Source organism: Sphingopyxis sp. CCNWLW2 (assembly GCF_037095755.1).
Classification (GTDB): domain Bacteria; phylum Pseudomonadota; class Alphaproteobacteria; order Sphingomonadales; family Sphingomonadaceae; genus Sphingopyxis.
The window spans coordinates 167,086-191,109 of the sequence record NZ_JBAWKJ010000001.1 but is presented as its reverse complement, the minus strand read 5'-3'; the positions used below and the strand labels follow the sequence as shown (position 1 = coordinate 191,109).

24 protein-coding genes are annotated in these 24,024 nt (G+C 66.0%); 8 read left to right on the top strand and 16 right to left on the bottom strand.

All coding sequences use genetic code 11. The features are described from left to right. Positions 1-3: 3 nt before the first annotated feature. The gene (locus V8J55_RS00815) at positions 4-1,596 is read right to left on the bottom strand and encodes an amidase (RefSeq protein ID WP_336443957.1); all 1,593 of its coding nucleotides are present in this window, start codon (positions 1,594-1,596) and stop codon (positions 4-6) included. Positions 1,597-1,707: 111 nt separating this feature from the next. Between V8J55_RS00815 and V8J55_RS00810 the strand changes: the two genes are divergently transcribed. Continuing rightward, positions 1,708-3,021 carry a spinster family MFS transporter gene (locus V8J55_RS00810; protein ID WP_052187334.1) on the top strand — a complete coding sequence of 438 codons (1,314 nt, stop codon included), beginning with the start codon at positions 1,708-1,710 and terminating at the stop codon, positions 3,019-3,021. Here V8J55_RS00810 and V8J55_RS00805 read toward each other — a convergent pair. The 3 genes from V8J55_RS00805 to V8J55_RS00795 are packed head-to-tail and all read right to left on the bottom strand — an operon-like array spanning position 3,018 to position 4,188. Next, entirely contained in the window at positions 3,018-3,608 is a 591-nt protein-coding gene (locus V8J55_RS00805; RefSeq protein ID WP_336443955.1) for an NADPH-dependent FMN reductase, read from the bottom strand. The genes V8J55_RS00810 and V8J55_RS00805 overlap by 4 nt on opposite strands. Positions 3,609-3,618: 10 nt before the next feature. Beyond that, positions 3,619-3,726 carry a L,D-transpeptidase family protein gene (locus tag V8J55_RS00800; protein ID WP_443030778.1) on the bottom strand — a complete coding sequence of 36 codons (108 nt, stop codon included), beginning with the start codon at positions 3,724-3,726 and terminating at the stop codon, positions 3,619-3,621. A 3-nt stretch (positions 3,727-3,729) separates the two neighbouring features. After that, positions 3,730-4,188, bottom strand: a complete 459-nt coding sequence (locus V8J55_RS00795; RefSeq protein ID WP_336443954.1) for an Lrp/AsnC family transcriptional regulator — start codon at positions 4,186-4,188, stop codon at positions 3,730-3,732. A 117-nt stretch (positions 4,189-4,305) separates the two neighbouring features. Between V8J55_RS00795 and V8J55_RS00790 the strand changes: the two genes are divergently transcribed. After that, the gene (locus V8J55_RS00790) at positions 4,306-5,526 is read left to right on the top strand and encodes a methionine gamma-lyase (RefSeq protein WP_336443953.1); all 1,221 of its coding nucleotides are present in this window, start codon (positions 4,306-4,308) and stop codon (positions 5,524-5,526) included. Positions 5,527-5,552: 26 nt separating this feature from the next. Here the strand turns inward: V8J55_RS00790 and V8J55_RS00785 are convergent, their stop codons facing one another. Beyond that, positions 5,553-6,842, bottom strand: coding sequence for an adenylosuccinate synthase (locus V8J55_RS00785; protein ID WP_336443952.1), 1,290 nt, complete (start codon positions 6,840-6,842; stop codon positions 5,553-5,555). A gap of 133 nt (positions 6,843-6,975) precedes the next feature. On the opposite strand from V8J55_RS00785, the gene V8J55_RS00780 reads away from it, so the two are divergent. Next, on the top strand, positions 6,976-7,353 hold the full coding sequence (locus V8J55_RS00780) for a DOPA 4,5-dioxygenase family protein (protein ID WP_137893041.1): 378 nt from the start codon (positions 6,976-6,978) through the stop codon (positions 7,351-7,353). Here the strand turns inward: V8J55_RS00780 and V8J55_RS00775 are convergent. The 3 genes from V8J55_RS00775 to V8J55_RS00765 all read right to left on the bottom strand — a co-directional run bounded on the left by V8J55_RS00775 (position 7,350) and on the right by V8J55_RS00765 (position 11,430). Continuing rightward, entirely contained in the window at positions 7,350-8,462 is a 1,113-nt protein-coding gene (locus V8J55_RS00775) for an ATP phosphoribosyltransferase regulatory subunit (RefSeq protein ID WP_336443951.1), read from the bottom strand. The genes V8J55_RS00780 and V8J55_RS00775 overlap by 4 nt on opposite strands. Before the next feature lie 148 nt (positions 8,463-8,610). Continuing rightward, positions 8,611-10,197 carry a phosphoglycerate dehydrogenase gene (serA, locus tag V8J55_RS00770; protein ID WP_336443950.1) on the bottom strand — a complete coding sequence of 529 codons (1,587 nt, stop codon included), beginning with the start codon at positions 10,195-10,197 and terminating at the stop codon, positions 8,611-8,613. Between the two features lie 105 nt (positions 10,198-10,302). Next, entirely contained in the window at positions 10,303-11,430 is a 1,128-nt protein-coding gene (locus V8J55_RS00765) for a phosphoserine transaminase (protein WP_336443949.1), read from the bottom strand. 172 nt (positions 11,431-11,602) lie between these two features. Between V8J55_RS00765 and V8J55_RS00760 the strand changes: the two genes are divergently transcribed. Further along, positions 11,603-12,304: an extensin family protein gene (locus tag V8J55_RS00760; RefSeq protein WP_336443948.1), complete on the top strand. Its 702-nt coding sequence runs from the start codon at positions 11,603-11,605 to the stop codon at positions 12,302-12,304. Between the two features lie 38 nt (positions 12,305-12,342). Beyond that, positions 12,343-13,218, top strand: a complete 876-nt coding sequence (locus V8J55_RS00755; protein WP_336443947.1) for an LOG family protein — start codon at positions 12,343-12,345, stop codon at positions 13,216-13,218. Between the two features lie 85 nt (positions 13,219-13,303). On the opposite strand, the gene V8J55_RS00750 is transcribed toward V8J55_RS00755, so the two are convergent. Further along, complete coding sequence (locus V8J55_RS00750) at positions 13,304-13,738, bottom strand: c-type cytochrome (RefSeq protein ID WP_336443946.1); 435 nt, start codon at positions 13,736-13,738, stop codon at positions 13,304-13,306. After that, on the bottom strand, positions 13,738-14,391 hold the full coding sequence (locus V8J55_RS00745; protein ID WP_336443945.1) for a c-type cytochrome: 654 nt from the start codon (positions 14,389-14,391) through the stop codon (positions 13,738-13,740). The genes V8J55_RS00750 and V8J55_RS00745 overlap by 1 nt, the downstream gene beginning before the upstream one ends. A gap of 181 nt (positions 14,392-14,572) precedes the next feature. On the opposite strand from V8J55_RS00745, the gene V8J55_RS00740 reads away from it, so the two are divergent. Further along, positions 14,573-15,466, top strand: coding sequence for a prephenate dehydratase (locus V8J55_RS00740; RefSeq protein ID WP_336443944.1), 894 nt, complete (start codon positions 14,573-14,575; stop codon positions 15,464-15,466). A 9-nt stretch (positions 15,467-15,475) separates the two neighbouring features. On the opposite strand, the gene V8J55_RS00735 is transcribed toward V8J55_RS00740, so the two are convergent. Next, on the bottom strand, positions 15,476-16,150 hold the full coding sequence (locus V8J55_RS00735) for a CDP-alcohol phosphatidyltransferase family protein (RefSeq protein WP_336443943.1): 675 nt from the start codon (positions 16,148-16,150) through the stop codon (positions 15,476-15,478). A 271-nt stretch (positions 16,151-16,421) separates the two neighbouring features. Between V8J55_RS00735 and V8J55_RS00730 the strand changes: the two genes are divergently transcribed. Then, complete coding sequence (locus V8J55_RS00730; RefSeq protein WP_336443942.1) at positions 16,422-17,048, top strand: DUF805 domain-containing protein; 627 nt, start codon at positions 16,422-16,424, stop codon at positions 17,046-17,048. A gap of 24 nt (positions 17,049-17,072) precedes the next feature. On the opposite strand, the gene V8J55_RS00725 is transcribed toward V8J55_RS00730, so the two are convergent. The 4 genes from V8J55_RS00725 to purT are packed head-to-tail and all read right to left on the bottom strand — an operon-like array spanning position 17,073 to position 22,077. Continuing rightward, positions 17,073-17,576, bottom strand: a complete 504-nt coding sequence (locus V8J55_RS00725; protein WP_336443941.1) for a hypothetical protein — start codon at positions 17,574-17,576, stop codon at positions 17,073-17,075. Then, positions 17,573-20,383 carry a DNA polymerase I gene (gene polA / locus V8J55_RS00720; RefSeq protein WP_336443940.1) on the bottom strand — a complete coding sequence of 937 codons (2,811 nt, stop codon included), beginning with the start codon at positions 20,381-20,383 and terminating at the stop codon, positions 17,573-17,575. Before polA ends, V8J55_RS00725 begins: the two co-directional genes overlap by 4 nt. A 60-nt stretch (positions 20,384-20,443) precedes the next feature. Further along, entirely contained in the window at positions 20,444-20,902 is a 459-nt protein-coding gene (locus V8J55_RS00715) for an AAC(3)-I family aminoglycoside N-acetyltransferase (RefSeq protein WP_336443939.1), read from the bottom strand. Further along, positions 20,899-22,077, bottom strand: a complete 1,179-nt coding sequence (purT, locus tag V8J55_RS00710) for a formate-dependent phosphoribosylglycinamide formyltransferase (protein ID WP_336443938.1) — start codon at positions 22,075-22,077, stop codon at positions 20,899-20,901. Before purT ends, V8J55_RS00715 begins: the two co-directional genes overlap by 4 nt. A 116-nt stretch (positions 22,078-22,193) precedes the next feature. Here purT and V8J55_RS00705 point away from each other — a divergent pair, with 116 nt between their 5' ends. Next, positions 22,194-22,676, top strand: a complete 483-nt coding sequence (locus tag V8J55_RS00705) for a methylated-DNA--[protein]-cysteine S-methyltransferase (protein WP_336443937.1) — start codon at positions 22,194-22,196, stop codon at positions 22,674-22,676. Here the strand turns inward: V8J55_RS00705 and V8J55_RS00700 are convergent. Beyond that, on the bottom strand, positions 22,673-23,908 hold the full coding sequence (locus V8J55_RS00700; RefSeq protein WP_336443936.1) for an MFS transporter: 1,236 nt from the start codon (positions 23,906-23,908) through the stop codon (positions 22,673-22,675). The genes V8J55_RS00705 and V8J55_RS00700 overlap by 4 nt on opposite strands. Positions 23,909-24,024: the final 116 nt, after the last annotated feature.

The window sequence follows — 24,024 nt, the reverse complement described above, 5'->3', positions numbered from 1 at the left end:
GAACTAGGGCGTCACGCTCGCCCGATAAGTCGGCGCCACGCGCTTCCGGCTCGCCTGCTCATAGGCATAGCCTGCGGCCAATATGTCGGCGTCGCTCCATTTGGCGCCGATGAACGAGAGGCCGATCGGCAGTCCTTCGACCGCGCCCATTGGCACCGTCAGGTGCGGATAGCCGGCGACCGCGGGAAGCTGGCTGGTGCCGGGACTCTTGTAGCTGTCGCCGTTGACCAGGTCGCTGACCCATGCAGGGCCGTTGGTGACCCCGATGAGCAGGTCGACATCATGGGTTTTCAGTAACCGGTCGATACCCTCGGGCCCCGCGAGCCGCGCAGCTTTTTCGCGCGCGGCGAGATAGGCGGGGCTGTCGAGCCCGCCCTTGCTTTCAGCCATCTCGAACAGCGACTGATCGAACCATTTTTTCTCCTCGGGATTCGCCTTGTTGAAGGCGATGAGGTCGGCAAGCGACTTCGTCGCGTTGGCGTCCGGCAGGCTGCCCAGATAGGTTGCCATGCCGGCTTTGAGTTCGGTGAGCAATATCTCGAATTCGGCGGCGCCAAGCCCCTCATTGCCTTTCCGGCTGTCGGCGATCTCGACCAGTGTCGCGCCGAGGCTCTCCATCTGCTTGAGCGCCGCGTCGAACAGCGCGACGACATCGGTCCGGTCGCCGACGCGGTCGCGCATCACGCCGATGCGCTTTCCCTTGAGTGCGCCAGGCGACAGCGCGGCGACATAGTCGGTCTTGCGCGCATCGGCCTCGATGGTTGCGGGGTCGGCAGAGTCGCTGCCCGCGATCACGCTCATCACCGCCGCGGCATCGCGCACCGTTAGCGTCATCGGTCCCGCGGTGTCCTGGCTGTGGCTGATCGGGACGATATGCGTGCGGCTGATGAGGCCGACGCTGGGCTTGAAGCCGACGATGCCGTTGACCCCGGCGGGGCAGGTGATCGATCCGTCGGTTTCGGTGCCGATCGCGAGCGGCGCGAGGCTGGCCGCGACCGCGGCGGCGCTGCCCGACGACGAGCCGCAGCTGTTGCGATCGAGCGCATGCGGATTCTTTGTGAGGCCGCCGACTGCGCTCCACCCGCTCGTCGAATTGTCCGACCGGATGTTCGCCCATTCGCTGAGGTTCGTCTTGCCGAGGATGATCGCGCCCGCATCGCGCAGCCGCGCGACGATCGGCGCATCGCGGTTCGTCACATTGTCCTTGAGCGCGAGCGAGCCCGCGGTCGTGGGAAGCGGCCCCGCGGCCTCGATATTGTCCTTGAGCAGGATGGGTATGCCATGGAGCGGGCCGCGCGCCTTGCCCGCGATGCGCTCGTCATAGAGCCGCTTCCCCTCGGCATTGAGGTCGGTTTGCGGCATCGTCGCGATGACGGCTTCGAGCTTGGGCCCGTGATCGTCGATCCGTCCGATCCGGTCGAGATAGACGAGCGCGGTCAGCCCTTCGTAAATCCGCCCGCTCTCCATTTCGGCGCGCAGCGTCGCGGCGTCCTTGCCTTCGACCTCGGGAAGCGGCGGCGGCATCGCGGAGACCGGTGAGGCGGCGGGAGCGATTGCGAGAAGGGTGGCGGCGCCGAGCAGCGAAAATTTTTGCATGGGCTGCAGGCTGGCAGCCGTAGCGGCAATTGCAAGCGGGCAATTTCGGTTCGCCCCAACGGCGTTGACACCACTCCCCCCGGTCTGCTCCCTTGGCGGCGGGAGATATAAATGACCGATAAAGCTGCCTCGTCGCAGGGCATCGCCTCACCGGCCACCGGCGTTTCCGCAGAGACGCGGACGATGCTGTGGATCCTGCTGATCGTCTATATCTTCAACTTCCTCGACCGGCAGATCGTCAATATCCTCGCCGAACCGATCAAGGCCGACCTCGGCTTGTCCGACACGCAGCTCGGCCTGCTCGCCGGCCCAGCCTTCGCGGTCTTCTATGCGCTGCTCGGCATCCCGATCGCGCGTTACGCCGACAAGCAGGGGACGAACCGGGTACGGCTGATCTCGCTCTCGCTCGCCGTCTGGTCGGCGATGACCGCGATATGCGGGCTGGCGCAGAATTTCGTGCAATTGCTCCTCGCGCGCATCGGCGTCGGGGTCGGCGAGGCGGGGTGCACCCCCGCGGCGCATTCGCTGATTTCGGACAGCGTCGCGCCCGAAAAGCGGTCGTCGGCGATCGCTTTCTATGGCCTCGGTGTGCCGATCGGGTCGCTGCTTGGGCTGATCATCGGCGGGATCGTCAACGATCTTTATGGCTGGCGCATCGCGCTGATGCTCGTTGGCGCGCCCGGCTTGCTGCTTGCGCTCGTCGTCTTGTTCGTGATGCGCGAACCGAGGCACAGCCGGACCGCTGAAGCCGCGGCAGCTGCGGCCGCAACGGTGCCGCTCTCGACCGGCGAGGCGCTGCGCGAGATATTCGCCTCGCGCGCCTTCGTCTATATTTTGATCGCTGCATCGGTCACCGCCTTTCTCGGTTATGGCAAGGGGCTGTGGACGATCAGCTTCTTCATCCGCAGCCACGGCCTGTCGACGACCGAAGCGGGGCTGTCGATGGCGGTCGTGCTCGGACTGGCGGGTGCGGTCGGGACCTGGCTCGGCGGCAAGCTCGCCGACAAGTTCGGCGCGCGCGACAAGCGGCACATCCTGACCTTTCCCGCCTATGGCATGGCGGTCGCGGCGCCGGTGCTGTTTCTCGGCTATTTCATGGAGGATTGGCGGATCGCGGTCGCGCTGCTCGTCCTGCCGACGATGCTCAACGCCGCCTATTACGGCCCCGCCTATGGCTGCGTACAGGGGCTGGTCCAGCCGCGCGCGCGCGCCGTCGCGGCGTCGATCATGCTGTTCGGCCAGAATCTGATCGGGCTCGGGCTCGGGCCGTTCCTGTTCGGCGTGTTGTCCGACGCGCTTCAGCCGGTGGCGGGGCAGGAAAGCGTCCGCTGGGTGCTTTACGGCGCGGCGTGGCTCGGGCTGATCCCGGCCTTCTTCTTCTGGCGCGCGAGTCTGCGGCTGAAGACCGAGCTCAAGTCGGGTTAGAAGGGCGCGCCGGCCTTGGTGCGTTGCGCCTTGGCCGCATCGACCCACCAGCAGAGGTCGTCGGCAAAACGCGGGAAGGCCTTGGCGAGCCGCCCGCCGTCTTCGCCCGCAGGCTGGCCATCGGCGTCGAAAGCCCCACCGATGCGCGCCAGGCCAAGCGGCGTCGAGGTGACGACCATTCCCATCGCGCCAAGCGTGGTGCGCCAGGCGGTCGCCGACCGGACACCGGCAAATGGTCCCGCCGAATAGGAGGCGATCGCGGCCGGGCGCCATGCGAAGCCGGTCAGATAATGGTCGACGAGATTCTTGAGCCCCGGCTGGAGCCCGCCATTATATTCGCCCGTGACGAAGACATAGCCGTCGGCGGCGGCGATTTTCGCGGCGAGTTCGGCCATCGCCGCCGGTGCCTCGCCCGCGGCATAATCGCTGAAGCGCTGGTCGAGCATCGGCAGGTCGACCGCCTTGGCGTCGATCAGTTCGGCGCTGTCACCGCGCGCGTTCAGCGCCTCGACCATCCAGCGCGCGAGCTTAATGCCCTGCCGGTCGCGGCGATAGCTGCCGTAGAAAACGAGGATATGGCGGGGCATGGCGGGTTCCTTAGGGTCGGATGGTGATCGGGATGCCGTCGGGGACGATGTTCCAGAGCTGCTTTATCTCGGCGTTCGACAAGGCGATACAGCCGTCGGTCCAATCGCGCGATGGCAAAGGTCAGATAGGTAACGGCAGGATTCGGCTTTGCTTCACGACGCCATAGGCGAGGCTGGTGTCGATCGATGCGATGCCTTCGATGGCGTGCAGCCGCTCGCGAACGAAATGCTCATAGCCGTCGAGGTCAGCGGCGACGACACGCAACAGATAATCGATCTCGCCGGTCATCAGGAAACAGTCGAGAATGTCGTCGATCGTTGCGATGGCCACTTCGAACGCGCGGACCGTTGCCTGATCATGCTTGCTGAGCTTGATGCCGACGAAAACCGTGATCGGATAGCCCATCGCGCGTTGATCGACGAGCGCGGCGTAGCCCGTGATCACGCCCTTCGCCTCCAGCAGGCGGACGCGGCGGAGGCACGGCGAGGGCGACAGATTGACCGCGGCAGCGAGATCCTGATTGCTCAAGCGGCCATCGGCCATCAATGCGCGAATAATCTGGTGATCTTTGCGGTCCATTGGCGAATCCTTGGCAGATAATTCCAATATTGATGGATATGGTGGCATATATAGGCAGCACCTGCCAGCGTCCATTTGCTAGGAACGCGGGAACAAATCGCTGCAGGAGCCCGCCCCATGTCGTCCTTTCCGCATTCCGCATTTTCCACGCGCGCCATCCATGCGGGTTATGATGCGGCACAGCATGACGGTGCGCTGGTGCCGCCGCTGCACCTGTCATCGACCTTCGTGTTCGAGACCGCTGAAGCGGGCGCGGAGCTCTTTGCCGGGGCACGCGAGGGCTATTTCTACAGCCGGATTGCCAACCCCACAGTCGACCTGCTGGAAAGGCGGCTTGCTACGCTGGAGGGCGCCGAGGCGGCGGTGGCGACCGCTTCGGGGATGGGCGCCATCGCCGCGGTATTCTGGTCTTTCCTGAAACCCGGCGACGAAGTGATCGTCGACAAGACGCTCTATGGCTGCACCTTTGCCTTCATGCGTCACGGTCTTGCCCGCTTCGGGGTCACCGTCACGCATGTCGACCTGACCGATCCGGGCAACCTGGTCGCTGCGATCGGCGATGCGACGAAAATCGTCTATTTCGAAACACCCGCCAATCCCAATATGCGCCTCGTCGACATCGCCGCCATCGCGGCGATCGCGCGCGAGCACGACGCGCGCACGGTGGTCGACAATACCTATGCGACGCCGGTGCTGACGCAGCCGATCACGCTGGGCGCCGACATTGTTGTTCATTCGGCTACCAAATATCTTGGCGGGCATGGCGATCTGGTCGGGGGTATCGCGCTCGGCACTCAGGCTGACATGCAGATGGTGCGGCTCGTCGGCGTCAAGGACATGACGGGCGCGGTTATGGCGCCGTTCAATGCGATGCTGGTGTTGCGCGGGCTGAAGACGCTCAAGCTGCGCATGGCCGAACATTGCCGTTCCGCGCTGTCGGTCGCGGCGATGCTCGATGCGCATCCCGCAGTGACGACGGTTCATTATCCGGGGCTAGCAGACTTTGCGCAGCATGATCTGGCCCGGCGCCAGATGCCGGGGTTCGGCGGCATGATCGCCTTCGAACTGAAGGGCGGCCACGCGGCCGGTGTGGCGATGATGAACCGCCTGGCGCTGGTCCAGCGTGCGGTGTCGCTGGGCGATGCCGAAAGCCTGATCCAGCATCCCGCGAGCATGACGCATTCGACCTACACGCCCGAGGAACGCCGCGAGCACGGTATCTCGGACGGGCTCGTGCGCCTGTCGGTCGGACTGGAAGAGGTCGAGGACATCATCGCCGACCTCATACAGGCACTCGACCAGACGGCGCTGGTTGCGGAGGAAGCGGCCGACGCCTGACGCGCGGCGGCCGCCCGCGTTCCGGCTCAGTCGCTGAAAGGATCGCGGATCAGGATCGTGTCTTCGCGTTCAGGGCTGGTCGACACGAGCGCGATCGGGGTTTCGATCAGTTCCTGCACGCGCTGGATATATTTGATCGCCTGCGCGGGCAGGTCGGCATAGCTGCGCGCACCCGCGGTCGATTCGTGCCAGCCGTCCATTTCCTCGTAGATTGGCTCGACCTCGGCCTGATCGGCCGCGTGCGCGGGGAAATAGTCGAGAATCTTGCCGCGGAGGCGATAGCCGGTGCAGATGCGGATGGTGTCGAAACCGTCGAGCACGTCGAGCTTGGTAAGCGCGATGCCGGTGACGCCCGAAACCGCGCAGCTCTGCCGCACGAGCACGGCGTCGAACCAGCCGCAACGGCGCTTGCGCCCCGTGACGGTGCCGAATTCATGCCCGCGCTCGCCGAGCTTCTGGCCGATTTCGTCTTCGAGCTCGGTCGGGAAAGGGCCGCTGCCGACGCGCGTCGTATAGGCCTTGGCGATGCCGAGCACGAAGCCGACCGCCGACGGGCCGAGGCCCGAACCGCTCGCGGCGGTGCCGCTGACGGTGTTCGAGCTGGTGACGAAGGGATAGGTGCCGTGGTCGATGTCGAGCAGCACGCCCTGCGCGCCCTCGAACAGGATGCGCGCGCCGGCCTTGCGGACCTTTTTCAGGCGCTTCCAGACGGGCTGCGCATATTCGAGGACATAGCCGGCGATTTCGCGGAGGTCGGCAATCAGGCGTTCACGGTCGATCGGCGGCTCGCCGAAACCGGCGCGCAGCGCGTCGTGGTGCGCGGTCAGGCGGTCGAGCTGGGGTTCCAGCTTGTCGAGGTGCGCGAGGTCGCAGACGCGGATCGCGCGGCGGCCGACCTTGTCTTCATAGGCGGGGCCGATGCCGCGCCCGGTGGTGCCGATCTTGCCCGCGCCCGCGGCGGTTTCGCGCAGCGCGTCGAGGTCGCGGTGGAACGGCAGGATCAGCGCGCAATTGTCGGCGATCGCGAAATTCTCGGGGTTGATGGCAACGCCCTGACCGCGCAGCTTGGTGATCTCGTCGCGCAGCGCCCACGGATCGAGGACGACGCCATTGCCGATGATCGACAGCGTGCCGGTGACGATCCCCGAGGGGAGCAGCGACAGCTTGTAGACCTGTTCGCCCACGACGAGCGTATGGCCGGCATTATGACCGCCCTGGAAGCGGACCACGGCGTCGGCGCGGCTGGCGAGCCAGTCGACGATCTTGCCCTTGCCCTCGTCGCCCCATTGCGACCCGATGACGGTAACATTTGCCATGACAATGTCCTGCTGTGCGGGGCCATCCTGACCCGGCGCGGCCTTAGCGGATTTGGCCGGAGAGGCAAGGGCAGTGGCACGGTTGCGTCCTTCTTTTTGGCGGAGTAGCGAGGCGGAAAGAAGGATGCCCGCGATGATCGAACCCGACGCCCCCTATCATGCCCATATCTATTTCGACGATGCCGAGCGTGCAGCCGCCACCGAACTGCGCGACGGGTTCAGCCACGACGCAGCGATTCTGTTCGTCGGCGATATGACTGACGGCGCCGCGGGGCCGCACCCGATCGCGCAATATGAGGTGCATTTTTTGGGTGCAGCGGTTCCGGCGGTCGTCGCGACGATCGAGGCGACGGGGCTGCGCGCGCTGGTGCATCCGCTGACCGACGACGACCTTGCCGATCATACGACACTGGCGCACTGGATCGGCGAGCCCGTTGAACTCGACGTGACTGTGCTCGATCCGCCCGGCGTCAATCAGGGCATCCCGCGCTTTGGGGTGTCGGATTTTTAGGCTTCGACCGGCCCGTCGGGACCGAGAATAAACCCGCAGCCGAGCGCGCGCGCACTGTCGCTGTCGGACAGTGCCGCGACCGTCTGCCAATCGTCGGCGCGCAGGCTCGCGGCCAGTGCAGGATCGTGGCCGAGCGGCAGGAAGATGCGGCGGTCGGCATCGTCCTCGGCGCCAAGGCCCGCGTCGATCAGCGGATCGGGATAGAGCGAGAAGCCCACGGCGGATTCTTCCTGTTCGCCGACCGGGATCGAATAGCCGCCACCGCGGCCCACCGCGTCGCCCTGTCCGGGGACGAATATCTGAAAGCCGAACCAGCTTTGATAGGCGAAGCCATGACGCTCGGTCGGGTCGAGGGTCAGTGTCACGCGGTCGCGGATTGGCGCGGCGATCGCTTCGAGCGCGTCGATGCGCGCGGTAAGAACGCCGGATGTGTCGAATGCGCGCAGGTCGGCGATCGCCCGGTCAAAGGGGCCGGTCGCGCGGAGCAGCGGCAGATAGGCCTCGGCGCCCAGCCGCGTCAGCGCGCCGGCATCCTTGGCGTCGAGTTCGTCGCGCAGCTGCTGGATATCGGCATCGATGGGCAGCGGCCCGCCCGCGAGCAGGTCGACGACGTCGGGCAGGGTGAAATCGATCGTGACCGGGCCGATCCCCGCGGCCTCGAGCGCGTCGATCGCGACGCTGACGATCTCGCGCGCTGCGGCGACGCTGTCGCTGCCGATCAGCTCGGCGCCGACCTGCAGCATCTCACGCGCGGGACGGAGCTGGCTCGCGCGCAGCTTGACCACTTGCCCGGCGTAACAGAGGCGGAGCGGGCGCGGCGCCTTGGCGAGCAGCGAGGTGGCGATGCGGCCAACCTGCCGCGTGATGTCAGGGCGCAGCGCGAGCGTGCGCTGCGATACCGGATCGGTGAAGCGGAGCAGGTCGCGGGTGGTGCGGTCGTCGTCACCGCCGAGCGTCTCGCGGAACTCGGCGAGAGGCGGCGACACGCGGCCATAGCCATGCGCGCGCATCGCATCGACGAGCGCACGTGTGACGCGCGACGTGGCCTCCGCCTGTCGGGGGAGGCGATCGCGCAGCCCTTCGGGCAGCAGGGCAGGGGCCTTGGTCATGCGTGCGGCCTTAGAAGCCTAGAGGCGAGCGATCAATCAAATCTCCCCTCCCGCTTGTGGGAGGGGCCGGGGGAGGGCCTGTTTCGGTCAGGACTGCGCTGACATGCCCTCCCCTAACCCCTCCCGCAAGCGGGAGGGGGATTTAAGGTCAGAACTTCAAACCCTTCACCGTCTTCACGCCGGGCAGCTGGCAAAGCTGCCACAGCAGCGGCTCGGGCATCGGCGAATCGAGCGACAGCAGCAGCACCGCTTCGCCCCCCGCGGCGCGGCGGCCGAGGTGGAAAGTGCCGATGTTGAGCCCCGCCTCGCCAAGCGCGGTGCCAATGCGGCCGATGAAGCCCGGCGCGTCCTCGTTGACGATATAGAGCATATGACCGTCGAGGTCGGCCTCGACCTTGATCCCGAACATTTCGACGAGGCGCGGGTCGCCGTTGCTGAACAAAGTGCCCGCGACCGAGCGGTCGCCTTGTTCGGTGGCGACGGTGACGCGGACGAGTGTGTGGTAATCGCCGTCGCGGTCGTGGCGCACTTCGCGCACGTCGAGCCCGCGCTCGCGCGCGAGGTGCGGCGCGTTGACCATGTTCACGCTGTCCGAATAACGGCGCATCAGGCCGGTGAGCACCGCGGCAGTGATCGGCTTGAGATTGAGTTCGGCGGCCGCGCCCTCGACCTCGACCGAGATCGTCGTGAGGTTGTCGTGCGCAAGCTGGCCGACAAGGCTGCCGAGCTTTTCGGCGAGGCTCATATAGGGGCGCAGCTTCGGCGCTTCTTCGGCCGACAGGCTGGGGACGTTGAGTGCGTTGGTGATGCCGCCGGTGAGCAGATAATCCGACAGTTGCTCGGCCACTTGAATGGCGACATTGACCTGCGCTTCGTCGGTCGACGCGCCGAGGTGCGGCGTGCAGATGAAGTTCGGCGCGCCGAACAGCGGATGGTCGGCGGCCGGCGGTTCGGTCTGGAACACGTCGAGCGCCGCGCCTGCGACATGGCCGGATTCCAGCGCATCCTTGAGCGCCGCTTCATCGATCAGCCCGCCGCGCGCGCAGTTGATGATGCGCACGCCCTTCTTCGCCTTGGCGATATTCTCGGCCGACAGGATGTTGCGCGTCTGGTCGGTCAGCGGCGTGTGCAGCGTGATGAAATCGGCCTTGGCGAGCAAGGTATCGAGATCGGCCTTTTCGACGCCGAGCTCGATCGCACGCTCGGGGGTCAGGAAGGGATCGAAGGCGACGACCTTCATGCGCAGGCCCAATGCGCGCTCGGCGACGATGCTGCCGATGTTGCCGCAACCGATCAGGCCGAGCGTCTTCGATGTGAGCTCGACGCCCATGAAGTCATTCTTCGGCCATTTGCCGGCCTGCGTCCCAGCGTTGGCTTCGGGAATCTGGCGCGCGAGCGCGAACATCATCGCGATCGCATGTTCGGCGGTGGTGATGCTGTTGCCGAAGGGGGTGTTCATCACGATGACGCCCTTCTTCGACGCCTCGGGGATGTCGACATTGTCGACGCCGATGCCGGCGCGGCCGACGACCTTGAGGTTCGTCGCGGCGGCGAGGACGTCGGCGGTGACCTTGGTGGCCGAACGGATCGCGAGGCCGTCATAGTCGCCAATCATCGCGATCAGCTCGTCCTTCGTCTTGCCGGTGATGACATCGACATCGATGCCGCGTTCCTTGAAGATCGCGGCGGCTTTGGGGTCCATTTTGTCGGAAATGAGAACTTTGGGAGCGGTCATGTCTATGATCCTTTAGCCTCGTCATTCCCGCGAAAGCGGGAACCCAGTGTGGGGTCAGCCCACGCACGCTCTGGGTCCCCGCTTTCGCGGGGATGACGAAAAATGTTACGCGGAGAGGGTTTCGTAGGCCCAGTCGAGCCACGGGCCGAGCGCTTCGATGTCGGCGGTGTCGACGGTCGCGCCGCACCAGATGCGAAGGCCCGGAGGCGCATCGCGATAGCCCGCGATGTCATAGGCCGCGCCTTCGGCGTCGAGCAGCGCCGCGAACTTCTTGATGAAGCCCTCGTCGGCGCCCGCGACCGACAGGCAGACCGAGGTCTTCGAGCGGCTGGCGGGATCGGCGGCGAGATGGCTCAGCCACGCGCGTTCTTCGACGATCTTGTCGAGCGCCGCGGCATTCGCGTCGCTGCGCGCCTTCAGGCCGTCGAGGCCGCCGAGCGATTTCGCCCATTCGAGCGCGAAGATCGCATCCTCGACGGCGAGCATCGACGGGGTGTTGATCGTCTCGCCCTTGAACACGCCTTCGGTCAGCGCGCCCTTCGAGACGAGGCGGAACACCTTCGGCAGCGGCCAGGCGGGGGTGTAATTTTCGAGGCGTTCGACGGCGCGCGGGCCGAGGATTAGCACGCCATGGCCGCCTTCGCCGCCGAGCACTTTCTGCCAGCTGAAGGTCGCGACGTCGATCTTGTCCCACGGCAGGTCGTAAGCGAACACCGCGCTGGTCGCGTCGGCGAAGCTCAGGCCCTCGCGGTCGGCGGCGATCCAGTCGCCGTTCGGGACGCGGACGCCGCTGGTGGTGCCGTTCCAGGTGAACAGCACGTCGTTCGACCAGTCGACCTGGCCGAGGTCGGGAAGCTGGCCGTAGTCGGCGCGGATGATGGTCGGATCGAGCTTGAGCTGCTTCGCGGCGTCGGTGACCCAGCCCTCACCGAAGCTCTCCCAAGCGAGCGTCGTCACGGGGCGAGCGCCGAGCATCGTCCACATCGCCATCTCGAAGGCGCCGGTGTCGCTGCCCGGAACGATGCCGATGCGGTGCGTGTCGGGGAGCTGCAGCATCTCGCGCATCAGGTCGATGCAGTACTGCAGGCGCGTCTTGCCGATCTTCGCACGATGCGAGCGGCCGAGCGATTCGGTGCTGAGTTTTTCGGGGGACCAGACCGGCGGCTTGGCGCAGGGTCCGGAAGAAAAATAGGGGCGCGCAGGGCGCAATTCAGGCGTCGTCACTTCAGTCATTTCAGTCTCTCCTTGCAGAGAGCTCGCGCGGCGTTGGGACCGCGTGGCCCGGCGCCGCCTTTAGGGTCGCTCGCGCAACTGTCAAACAAATTGCACGGACCGCGCGAAATTTTCGACGAGTGGAGGAAAAGGTATACAGCTTGTTAACCATTTCGTCGGTAATTTGACGGCCATGCCGATCCCGAACTTCTTGAAGCCCCGGATCCTGATCGCCGCCAGTGCGGCGTTGGCACTGTCCGCCTGTTTCGGCGCGCCCGACGTGATGAAGAATGGCGGCGGCAAACAATCGACGACGACCAAGCCGACCCGCCCGCAACCCGTCGGCACCCCTTCCTTCACCAGCGCTGAAGCACAGCAATGCGCGTTCGACCTGAAGCAGGCGGGTGTGCGATTCACCCCACTCCCGAACCAGGATCATGGCGGTGGCTGCACCTCGATCGATTCGGTGAAGCTGCTCGATATCGGCACGCCGGTGTCGGGGCTCGGCGCGATGACCTGTCCGCTCGCGAAAAATTTCGCCGCATGGGTGCAATATGCGGTGAAACCCGCGGCGCGGAAATATCTGGGGCAGGAGGTCGTGAAGATCGAGACCTTCGGCACCTACAGCTGCCGCAACATCTATGGCGGCCGCTCGGGCCGGATGTCGCAGCACGCCTTTTCGAATGCGATCGACGTCTCGGGCTTCCTGCTCGCCGACGGCCGGCGCGTCATGCTCGACGGCGGATGGACCGGCGACAAATCGTCGCAGGATTTCCTCCGCGCGCTACACAAATCGGGCTGCCGGCGCTTCGGCACCGTGCTCGGCCCCGATTACAACGCGGCGCATTATAATCATTTCCACTTCGACATGAGCGGCAACGGCTACTGCCGCTAAGCTTGGCAAAGTCGCGTGGAGCGGCTAGCCGTCCGCTAATGGCAGAAGACAAACAACCCCATCGCTCGCGTTTCCACAAAGCCAAGGACGACGCGCAATTCGCCAAACAGGCGGTATCGACCCCGCAGACGCAAAGCCCGGCCTATCGGCTGGCGTTCCAGGACACCGAGTTCCTGCTGCGCGAAGACCTGCGTCCCGTGCGCTTCCAGCTCGAACTGCTCAAACCCGAACTGATGCTCGACGAAGCGAAGATCGAGTCGATGCTCGTCGTCTATGGCTCGGCGCGCATCCCGTCGCCCGAGACCGCGCAGGCGGTGCTCGACGCGGCGCGCACGCCCGAGGAGCAGCGGATCGCCGAGCGGCTTGCCGCCAAGGCCAAATATTATGAGGAAGCGCGGGGGCTCGCGCGGATCGCGAGCCAGGTGCCGCCCGACGAAAATGGCTGCCGCAACTTCGTCGTCTGTTCGGGCGGCGGACCGTCGATCATGGAGGCCGCGAATCGCGGCGCCGACGACGTGGGCAAGGAATCGGTCGGGCTCAACATCGTGCTGCCTCACGAGCAGGCGCCGAACCGCTATGTCACCCCCGACCTCAGCTTCCAGTTCCACTATTTCGCGCTGCGCAAGATGCACTTCCTGCTTCGCGCGCGCGCCGTCTGTGTGTTCCCGGGCGGCTTCGGGACGTTCGACGAGACGTTCGAGCTGCTCACGCTGATCCAGACCGGCAAGATCAAGCCGATCCCGATCGTGCTGTTCAGCGAGGAGTTCTGGACCCGCGTCGTCAATTTCGACGCGCTGGTCGAGGAAGGCGTGATCAGCCAGCGCGACCTGTCGCTGTTCCACTTCGTCGAAACCGCCGAAGAGGCGTGGCAGATCATCCAGGATTTCTACGGCAACGTTCGGGATCCGAACTGACCGGTTTGCGTCGCCCCTGCGAAGGCGGAGCCGCTGGCAGCCTCGCGCTGGTCGATAGCGGCCCCTGCTTCGCAGGGGCGACGCGTCACTTCGACTGTTCTTCCAGATACAGGATCAGCGCCTTGCGGTCCGCGGCGTCGATCACGCCGGCGAACGCCATGCGGGTGCCCGGAACATCCTTCATCGGTGCCTTGAGATAGGCGTCGAGCGCGGCCTCGTCCCAGACGCCGCCCTTCGCCTTCATCGCGCCTGAATAGGAAAAATCGGGCTTCGACGCGACCGCGGCGCCGACGACACCGTGCAGGTTGGGGCCGATGCCGTTGCTGCCGCCCTTGTCGACCGTGTGGCACGCGACGCAGCGCCGGAAGACCTGCTCCCCCATCGCGGCGGTCGGTGCGACCGCGGGTGTCGGCGCTTCGACGCCGGGCTCGCCCGTCGCCGGCGCCTCGGCCGGCGTCTCACCCTTGCCGCAACCGGCGAGCGCCAGCGCGCCCGCCAGCAGGACGGGCGCGAGCCGCATCATTTCTTGGCTTCGGCCGGCGCGGGCGCAGCCGCGGCGTCAGCCGCCGGAGCAGCCGCGGCGCCTTCGGCTGCCGGTGCAGCGGCAGCGGTCTCGGCCGGCGCGGCGCCTTCCGCGGCTGCGGGCGCCGCTTCGGCGGCGGGCAGCGGCAGGTTCGAACCCTGGCTGTTCATATAGACGATCAGGTTCGCGCGATCTTCGGCGCTGCCGAGGCCGGCGAACGACATCTTCGTACCGGGTGCATATTTACGCGGGCTGGTCAGCCATGCGTTCATGCCCTCGAAATCCCAATTGCCCGCAACGCCCTTCAGCGCCGCCGAATAGGCGAAGCCCGGGACATGGCCATGCGCCTTGCCGAGCGCGCCGAAGAGATTCGGGCCGATGCCGTTGGCGCCGCCCGAATTGATCGTGTGGCACGCGGCGCATTTCGCGAACACCGCTTCACCCTTCGCCGGATCGGCGGCGGCGAGCAGGGTGGCGAGCGGCACGGCCGATTCGCCGCCACCGGCGCCGGCTTCGGCGTCTTCGATCGGATAACCGGGCTTTTCGGGATTGTGGCTGGCGAACAACATGCTGGACCCGATCGTCAGGCCCAGCGCGCAAATGCCGGCAAACAGCACCCAGCCGGCAATAGTATTGTTGCGATTGTCCATGCGTAGCAGCCCCGTTAGCTGACGCCCGCTTGCCGGGCGCATATTTGATTTGGACGCTCCCTTACTGGCGCTGGGACGGCGGCGCAAGGGGATGAAATCGGGCGAGGGAACAGCGCGAGCGCTGGTTGCACGCGAGAGGCGGGACGGCTATGCGCCGCGGCTCCAGCTTGGGAAGGCAATCATGGGCAGTTATTCGGCTTCGGCGCAGCATCTGGTCGACGAAATGCGGGGCGCGGCCCTCGCCGAGCCCGCGCGCGGGCTGGCGTTTCAGGGTGCGCCGGGCGCGAACAGCGACCTTGCCGCGCGCGAATATGATCCGAATTCGCTGCCGCTGCCCTGCTATGCGTTTCAGGATGCGATCGACGCGGTGCGCGACGGCCGCGTCGACCGCGCGATCATCCCGATCGAAAACAGCCTGCACGGCCGCGTTGCCGACATCCATTTCTTGCTCCCCGAATCCGGCCTGTCGATCATTGGCGAGCATTTCCTGCCGATCCGCTATGGCCTGATGAGCCGCGACCTCGGCCCCGTGACGCGCGCTATGAGCCATGAGCAGGCGCTCGGCCAGTGCCGCCACTGGCTGCGCACGAACAATATCGCGCCGGTTGCGCATAGCGACACCGCGGGCGCCGCGGCATGGGTCGCCGACAGCGACGAGGTCGGGCTTGCCGCGCTCGCGCCGCCGCACGCCGCCGAACTTTATGGGCTGACGCTCCACGGTACGGGGATGGAGGACGCCGATCATAATACGACGCGCTTCGTCATCCTTGCGCGCGAACCGCTGGCCGACGTGGCGGCGATCACCGGCCCGGTGATGACGACCTTCATGTTCGAGGTGAAGAATATTCCCGCCGCGCTCTACAAGGCACTCGGTGGCTTTGCGACCAATGGCGTCAACATGACCAAGCTCGAAAGCTATCAGACCGGCGACAGCTTCGCGGCGACGCAATTCTATTGCGATATCGTCGGCGCGCCGGGCGACGAACGGATCGATCGCGCGCTCGAGGAACTCGATTTCCAGACCAAGTCGCTGCGCCTGCTCGGCACCTACCCGCAGGCGCGGGCGCGCCGCTAAACCCTGCCGCTAGCCGCCGCGGCGGCGCAGCATCCGTGCCGTGGCCGACGTCTGGACGATGAACAACGTTACAAGGATGCTCGAGACGACCAGCGCGAACAGGTCGAAGGCCGAGAAATTGGTGCCGTGGATGTCGCCGCCGCCGATGATCGGCATCGAAATCGTCATCGCCATCAGCATCAGGCGCAGCTCGGTCGGGCCACCCGCCATATAGGACAGGCGGAATTCGCCGAGGATCTTGGCGGCGATGAAGGTGTGGATCGACAGCAGGAAATAGCCGATCACCGCCATTAGCGCGACGTCGAGCCGCATATAGGGGCTCATCCCGATCGCGCTGATCATTAGCAATGTCGCGAGCGCATCGACGCTGTGGTCGACGAAATAGCCATAGTTCGGCCGTTCGATACCGCGCCAGCGCGCGAGGCTGCCGTCGAGCGAATCGCCGAACCAGTTGACGATATAGCCGAGGAGCGACAGCCCGAGCCATTCGCTGTCAAACCAGCTGAGCACATAACCCGCAGCGACCAGAACCGCGCCGGCAAAGCCAAGCGTGGTGAGTTGGTCGGGCGTCACCCAACCGGGAAGGCGCGCGCATAACCAATTGAGAAGACGGCGTTCGCTGCGCGCGAGAATATTCTGCTGGATGCGGACCGGCGCCTTGGCGACGGGTTCGAACTTGCTCATGGGAACCCTTTGTTGCCGGCTGTCACAAAAGTGCCGGCCGGATGTCATCGCGGCGTCATAGAGGCAAAGTCGGGTTTGCGAAAGGGCGGGGCGGTCAGTGCGCCGCGTGCGTGCGACGATCAGTCCTGCCAGGGGCTGATCGTGCCGCGTCGAACGCGCGAAAGGCAAAACGGCGGCGGTGCCGGCGTTATCGCCAGATTGGGACGGTTCGGCAATTGGCACCTCGCGACCGCATTGATATGCTTGCACGATTGCCGGCGGGGCGGGGGGCATGGCTGAATTTTCGATCAGGCATATTGCGCGGCGCGGTTTCGGCGGCCTGTTTCAAGCGCATGGGCGCGATGGCCGAATGCAATTCTGGATATTCGCCGCGCTGATCTTTGGTCCGCTGATCGTCGTGCAATTTGCGACGCAGATTGCGCTGACCTTTCCGTCGCTCGATGACATAGCGGTTCCGCCGCCCGGCGAGGCGACGATGAATGTGAAGATTTTCGAAGCCCAGATGCGCGGGATGATCACTTCCGCTTATGTCAATATCGGCTTCTACCTGTTCGGTGCGCTGTTGCTGCTGACGGCGACGGTGCGGCGCCTGCACGATCGGGGACGTACGGGATGGTGGGCGTTGATCCTGCCGCTCGGCTTGTTTTCGACGGGGTTGGGACAGGCCGAGCGCGTGGCCGCCGCCGCCAAGCGCATGCCGGCCATGCTTGCGGAAATGGAACGGCATACCAGCCCGGACCCCGGCGCGATGTTCGAGTGGGCGGTCAAGGCGAATGTGCCGCCGGGCGGGCAGGATTGGCTGGCAGTCACCGGCGGCCTGCTGCTGCTCGGGCTTCTGATCGATCTCGCGCGAGCGGGCACGGCCGGACCCAATCGCTTCGGGTCCGCACCGGCGTAGGCGCCAAGGATCAAGGATGCGGCGTCAGTCCTGCCAAGGGCCGATTTCGCCGACCTCGCCGATGTTGCGGTAGCGCACGGCTTCGCCGATCCACGCAACCTCCCACATCGGCGCGGGGCGCGCCCATTCGCCGATCACGAACAGCGGCAGCTTGTTCGCGGCAACGAAAGCAAGGTCATCGGGAGTGGGGCCGGGGAGGGTCGTTTCGTACCGCTGGTGAATGCGGATGACCGCGAGCGTCGTCGCGGGCGGCGCCGGAAGCGACTGGCGCACGGGAAAGCCCATGCTCGCGGCGACGGCTGGATAGCCTTTGTCGTCGCGGGCGATCAGCAACACCTTGTCGGCGTTCGCATAGGGCCCGCCAACCGCGCGGCCGACGACCTTGCGCCCCGCAATCGCGGCGAATTCGCGCAGGTCGGTGTCGGCGACCGGCGATGGGCGCGCGGGCGCCGAAGCGACGGTGGCTTCGGGAGGCGCGGGGGCGGGATCGGCGGCGAGCGCCGCGACGAACAGCAGCGCGGCGATCAATGCGCTTCGCCCCAGCTCTTGCCGATGCCGACCTCGACCTCGAGCGGGACCGAGAGTTGGAGCGCCGGTTCGGCGGCGCCCGACATCACCGCGCGGATCACCGCGCCCGCGGCCTCGGCCTTGTCCTCGGGCGCCTCGAACACGAGTTCGTCGTGGACCTGCAGCAGCATACGGACGTCGGAGAGTCCGGCATCCTCGAGCGCTTTCGGCATCCGCGCCATCGCGCGCTTGATCAAATCGGCGCTCGTGCCCTGGATCGGCGCGTTGATCGCGGCGCGCTCGCTCCCCGCGCGCTCGTTCTGGTTCGCCGCCTTGATGCGCGGGAACCAGGTTTTCCGGCCGAACAAGGTCTCGGTATAGCCCTTGGCCCGGGCGTTCTCGAGCGTGTCGGTAATATAGTCCGAAATCCCCGGGAAGCGCTCGAAATAACGCGCGATCAGCGCCTGCGCCTCGTCGGGCGTGACCTCGAGCCGGCCCGCGAGGCCCCAGCGCGAAATGCCGTAGAGGATCGAGAAATTGACCGTCTTCGCCTTGCCGCGCGTGTCGCGGTTGACCTCGCCGAACAGCTCGATCGCGGTCGCGCTGTGGATGTCGTCACCGCGCGCAAAGGCTTCCTTGAGCTCGGGGACGTCGGCCATATGCGCGGCGAGCCTGAGCTCGATCTGGCTATAGTCGGCGGCGATCAGGACATGGCCGGGCGCCGCGATGAAGGCGTCGCGGATCTGGCGCCCGGTCTCGGTGCGGATCGGGATGTTCTGGAGGTTCGGATCGGTCGACGACAGCCGTCCGGTCTGCGCGCCGACGAGGCTGTAGCTCGTGTGGACGCGGCCGGTCGTGACATTGATCTGCTGTTGCAGCGCGTCGGTATAGGTCGACTTCAGCTTCGCAAGCTGGCGCCATTCCAATATCTTGCGCGCGATCGGCACGCCGTCGCGTTCCAATCGTTCAAGCTCGCTCAGGTCGGTCGACCAGTCGCCCGATTTGCCCTTGCGCCCGCCTTTGAGGCCGAGCTTGTCGAACAGGATTTCGCCGAGCTGCTTGGGGCTGCCGATCGCGAAGGGCTGACCGGCAAGCTCATGCACTTCGCCCTCGATCCGCAGCATTTCGGTCGCGAACTCGCCCGACAGGCGCGCGAGATATTCGCGGTCGACCATGATCCCCGCGCGCTCCATGCCTTCGACGACCGCGGCGAGCGGACGGTCGACCATTTCATAGACGCGCGTCCCGCCCTCGATCGGCAGGCGCAGCTTGAGCAGCTTCCAGAGGCGCAGCGCGACATCGGCATCCTCGGCGGCATATTCGGTCGCGCGGTCGAGCTGCACTTCGGCAAAGCTGATCTGCGATTTGCCCGTCCCGCACATTTCCTTGAAGGTCAGGCAGGTGTGATCGAGGTGGAGCTTCGCGAGTTCATCAAGCCCATGCTGATGCTTGCCCGCGTCGAGCGCGAAACTCATCACCAGCGTGTCGTCGTACGGCGCGATCGTGACGCCATGCTGCGCGAGCACGCCGATGTCATATTTCAGATTATGCCCGACCTTCAGCACTGCATCGTCGGCGAACAGTGCGTGCAGGCGGCCGATGGCGACCTCCATCGCGATCTGCTCGGGCTTTTCGGCGAACATATCGGTGCCGCCATGGCCGAGCGGGATGTAACAGGCGCGGCCCGGCGCGGTTGCCATGCTGACCCCGACGAGGCGGCCGGTGACGCTGTCGAGGCTCGCGGTTTCGGTGTCGACCCCGACGACATGCGCGGCGCGCGCTTCGGCGATCCAGCGGTCTAGCGCCTCGACCGTCGTCACGCATTCATAGGCTGACCGGTCGATGGGCGGCATCGCGGGCAACGTCGGCGTCGACGGCCCGGCGGGCGCGGCAACCGGCGCGGCGTTCGCGCGCGGGAAGGTCGGCGGGCCGCCCGGCGTGGCGCCAAGGTCGAGCTTCGCCGACAGCGAGCGGAAGCCATGTTCGTCGAGGAAAGTCTTGAGCGGCAGCGGCGGGATCGCGCCGAGTTTGAGCGTGTCGAGCGCGTCGGGCAGCGCGACATCGCGCTTCAGGTCGACGAGGATGCGCGACAGTTCGGCCATCGCGCGGTGCTCGATCAGATTGTCGCGCAGCTTCGACGCCTTCATGCCCGCGGCGCCGTCGAGCGCGGCGGTCAGGTTGCCATATTCCTGGATCAGCTTGGTCGCGGTCTTCGGCCCGACACCGCGTACGCCCGGCACGTTATCGACACTGTCGCCCATCAGCGCGAGTACGTCACCTACCAGATCGGGCGTGACGCCGAACTTTTCGTTTACCGCTTCCAGCCCGAGCCGGACATTCTTCATTGTGTCGAGCATGTCGACCTGCGGGCCTTCGCTGGGCTCGCGGATCAACTGCATCAGATCCTTGTCCGACGACACGATCGTGACGTCCCAGCCTTCGCGCACCGCGGCTTCGGCATAGGAGGCGATGAGGTCGTCGGCCTCGAAACCCTCCATCTCGATGCAGGGCAGCGAGAAAGCGCGCGTCGCGTCGCGGATCAGCGGGAATTGCGGGCGCAGATCCTCGGGCGGTTCGGGCCGGTTCGCCTTATATTGGTCGTAAATCTCGTTGCGGAACGACTGGCTGCTATGGTCGAGAATGACCGCAAGGTGCGTCGGCCCGTCGGCGTCGTGCAGATCCTTGGCGAGCTTCCACAGCATCGTCGTGTAACCATAGACCGCACCGACGGGCACCCCCTTGGGGTTCGTCAGCGGCGGCAGGCGGTGATAGGCGCGGAAGATGTAGCTGGAGCCATCGACCAGATAGAGATGATTCTTCTCGGACATCGCGCGGATGTAGCAGGGGAGGTGCGGGCGGCCTAGGGCGCTGTTCCCTTTTTCGTCCCTTCAGTTTCGCGGCCGCGGCGGCAGGTCGAAATGCATCACATCCTCGCGCGCGCCGAGCTTCGTATAGAGCGCAACCGCGGGATCGTCGCCATAGTCGGCTTGTACGAACACAGCCCAAGCGCCGGTTTCGGCGGCGATATGCTGGAGTTCGGCGATCAGCGCGGTGGCGATGCCGCGGCGGCGATGCGCGGCATCGACCGCGAGGTCGTAGAGATAGATTTCGCTGCGCGCGGCCTCGAGCTTGGGTAGATCATAAGCTGTGAGGCCGCCGAGGATGCGGCCGTCTGCCTCTGCGACGAGCGTGATCACGCCGTCCTTGCCGAGCTGGCGCGCGAGCCAGTCGTCGCCGGGCCGGTCGGCGCGATAGGTTTCAGGATCGTCGAACGCATCGGCATAAAGCCCGTTGAGGCCGCGCATCGCGGCAATGTCGCCCGTGCCGAGGCGGCGGACGTGCGTCATCGATAGTTGATGGTCAGCTTTGCTGCCGCCGCGACTGCCGCGGCGCGCGCATCATCGGCGGTGCCGCCGGCAACCTTCGCCAGCGCGACGCCCATGCGGCGATAGGGCCGTGTGACCGGCTTGCCGAAGATGCGCGCATCGATGGCGGTTTCGTCGTTCGGCGGGGTCAGCGCTTCGGCAAGCCCCGTAATTGCGAAATCACTCGCATCACGGTCGGCGAGCAGCACTGCGCTCGCGCTCGCGTCGGGAACCGCGACGGCCGGGATCGGCAGGCCGAGGATCGCGCGCGCGTGCAGGTCGAATTCGGACAGCGACTGTGAGATCAGCGTGACCATGCCGGTGTCGTGCGGGCGGGGCGAGAGTTCGGAGAAGATGACTTCGTCGCCCTTCACGAAATATTCGACGCCGAAGATGCCATGGCCGCCGAGCGCATCGACGACCTTCGTCGCCATGTCCTGCGCCGCGGCGAGCGCTGCATCGGACATCGCGGCGGGCTGCCAGCTTTCGCGATAGTCGCCGCGTTCCTGGCGGTGGCCGATCGGCGGGCAGAAGCTGACGCCGCCCTTGTGGCGAACGGTCAGCAAGGTGATCTCGTAATCGAAATCGATAAACGCCTCGGCGATCACGCGCAGCCGGTCGCCACGCATCCCCGCGGCGGCATAATCCCACGCGGCGTCGATGCCGCCGGCGTCCTTGACCGTGCTCTGGCCCTTGCCCGACGACGACATGACGGGCTTCACGACGAGCGGAAAGCCGATGCGTTCGGCCGCCGCGACCAGTTCCTCGCGGCTCGTCGCATATTCGAAGGTTGAGGTCTTGAGGCCGAGTTCGCTCGCGGCGAGATCGCGGATCGCGTCACGGTTCATCGTTAGCTGCGCCGCGCGCGCCGACGGGACGACATGGAAACCCTCGGCTTCGACTTCGGCGAGGATTTCGGTGCGGATCGCCTCGACCTCGGGCACGATATGGTCGGGGCGATGCTTTTCGATCGTGGCGCGCAGCGCCTCGCCGTCGAGCATCGAGAACACTTCATAGCCGTCGGCAACCTGCATCGCAGGCGCGCCCGCATAGCTGTCGCACGCGATCACGCGGCACCCCAATCGCTTCGCCGAAATCACGAACTCGCGCCCGAGTTCGCCCGAACCGAGGAGAAGGATGGTGGCGGTAGGGGTCATGCAAGAACTTTCCATCGACGTTGGGCGCAAGATTCGGGACGCATCGCTGCGCGGCCTCCGCCATAGGAATTTCAGCATCAAAGTGCGACAGCGAATGACATCCAAAGGAACATCTCGTGACCTACCATTGCAAAACCATCTGGTCGCCGGTCGGCGAATTGACCCTCGTCGCCGACGACCGGGGACTCGCCGCGATCCTGTGGGAGAATGACAAGCCCGACCGCGTCCGGCTCGGCGCATTGACCGAAAGGGCGGACCATCCGATCCTGCTCGAAACCGAGCGCCAACTGGGCGAATATTTCGCGGGCGAACGCCGCAGTTTCGACGTGCCTTTGTCCTTCGCCGGGACCGATTTCCAGAAGCGCGTCTGGGCCGCCTTGCTCGCCATCCCGTTCGGCGAGACGCGCAGCTATGGCGAGATCGCGGACCAGCTCGGCGCCCCCGGGGCCTCGCGCGCGGTCGGCGCCGCCAACGGCCGCAATCCCATTTCGATCATCGCGCCATGCCACCGCGTTGTCGGATCGACCGGCAAGCTGACCGGTTTCGCCGGCGGGCTCGAGGCGAAGGCGTTCCTGCTCGATCTCGAACAAGCGGATTAGAGATCGAGCGTGCGGATCTCGGGGATGAGCTTCCACCACAGCAACGCCCCGAGCACCGACAGCGCGGCCGCCGTCGCAAAGGCATAGCCATAGCCGCCGAGATAATCGACGATCAGCCCGGTGATGATCGGCCCGACGATCCCCGAGATATTACCGAGCGCATTCTGCACCCCCATCCAGCTGCCCGCCGCGCGCGGCCCCGCGAAAATCTGGCCGACGGCGAAGATGTTCGTGGCGATCAGCCCGGCGCCGAAGCCCGCGACCGCCAGCCACAGCGCGAGCATCGCATAGCCATCCGCGACCGCGATGCCCGCGGTCGCCGTGCCGATCGCGAGCTGTCCCGCGATCATCAGCCAGCGGCGCACCTCGCCTTCATTGGCGCCCGTCGCGACCATGCGGTCGGATAGCCAGCCGCCGGCGAGTGCGACGACACCTTGCGTCGTGAAGCTCAGCGTCGTCAGCGCGGTCATTTCGCCGATCGAATAACCGCGCGTATTGACGAGATAGAGCGGCAGCCAGGCGAGCAGGAAATAAAAGCCGTAGTTCGACAGGAAATGGACGGCGCTCATCTTCCACAGCGCCGGTACGCGAAGGAGGCGGCGGATCGAAACGCGGTCGCTCGCCGGCACCGCCGCTGCGCGTGCCCGCATTGACGCCGCGGCGAATTGCCAGGGAATAAGCCACAGCAACGTCACCGCGCCGAAAATCCAGAAGACCGGCCGCCAGCCCCATTCGCCGAGGATCGCGCCGCCCGCGAGCACGCCGACCGCGGGGCCGAAGGCGATCGCGGCGGCCACCGCAGCATTGGCGATCCCGCGCCGCTCGGCGGGGACTTCGGCGGCGAAAATCTTGGTGCTGCCGGGAAAGGCGATACTCTCGCCCAGCCCGAGGAACAGCCGCAGGATGATCAGCGATACCAGCCCGCCCGCGAAACCGGTGAGCGCGGTGCTGATCGCCCAGATCGCGACGCCGAGCGCAAAGACGCGGTAGACGCAAAATCGGTCGCAGAGCCAGCCGACGAACAGGCAGGCGGGGGCATAGACCCAGAAAAAGGCCGAAACGGCGAGGCCGAACCCCGTCGCTGACAGCCCCAGCTCCTCCTTCATCAGCGGCGCCGCGACGCCGATCGCGCCGCGATCGACATAGTTGAGCAGGACCGAAAGCGCGATCAGGACGACGACCCAGGTCACCCGTTTTCCGTCAGCCCGGCCTTCGATCGATTGTGTCGCCATAGTCAAGCGCTCCCCTGCCCGGGGGCAGGGCTACCAGATGGAGGGCCGCGCGCCAGCGAAAATTGGCCGCACGTTTGTTCAACGCGTTCGCCGGCCGGGCCGCTATTCTTCCCCGC